Genomic DNA, 998 nt, shown 5'->3' with positions numbered 1-998 from the left:
CTAGATGATACACAATAAATGCTATCGCTCAGAAAATCTCAATATAATCAAATATCTATGCCGATAAATTCATCGTACAGATAGCTATGCTAATGTACATTCTGTCAATTTACAGAATGTTTGGGTGGCTAGTATAACATTATTGATTCATAAATTTATGAAATAACTTACTTTTCTCAATACATAAATAAAAAAAGCCACCCAATTGGGCGGCTTTTTTTGTAACCATATATCTAACTATACGATTAATTGTCCAATATTTACTGAACAACCATATCTTTAGTTTGCTCAACAGTCATAGTTTTGTCACCAGTGATGATGGCATAAACACGACGGTTCATAGCACGACCTTCTTCAGTATCATTTGATGCGATTGGTTGGTCATAACCATAACCAACAGTTGATAGACGGTTTGGAGCAATACCGAATTCGTTAGTTAGCATAGATTTAACAGCAACGGCACGAGCTTCGGATAGACGTTGGTTGTAACGTGCTGAAGGACCAGTTTTAGATGCATGACCTTCTACACGAGCTGTAGAGTTTGGATATTCACGCATTTTTTCTGCTACTTTAGCGATTTCTGGCTTGTATTGGTTTTTGATAGCTGATTTATCGTTATCAAAGAATACACGTAGTTCCATTTTCAGCTCATCAGTAATATCTACTGGTACTGGGCAACCGCGCTCATCAACCACTACATTCATTGGGGTGCCTGGGCATGCATCCATGCTATCAGGTACGCCATCGCCGTCAGAATCAAGGTCAGCTTCAACAACAACTACTGGAGTGTTGTCAACCATTGGCTCTTCCATTGGCGGTACAGCTACTGTAGGCGCTAGATGGCCACCAAGTACAACTTCTAGACCGGCCAAAGCCATGCCTTCCCACCAGTTGTTATCAAAGTTATGAATTGCACGAGCTTCACCACGTAGGCTTAGTGCATCGTTGATACGATACATAGCACCTAGACCTAGGTCACCGATAGTGTCTTTAGAGTT

The 998-nt window shown here is 40.4% G+C and carries 1 protein-coding gene; it reads right to left on the bottom strand.

What is annotated here, in order from left to right; all coding sequences use genetic code 11:
* Positions 1-260 precede the first annotated feature (260 nt).
* Positions 261-998 (bottom strand): OmpA family protein (locus tag ACS8FC_RS15155; protein WP_439297380.1); only part of this gene is annotated, 738 nt, incomplete at its 5' end.

It is taken from the genome of Psychrobacter sp. 1Y4 (assembly GCF_051847555.1).
This window is presented reverse-complemented; position numbering and strand designations above follow the sequence as displayed.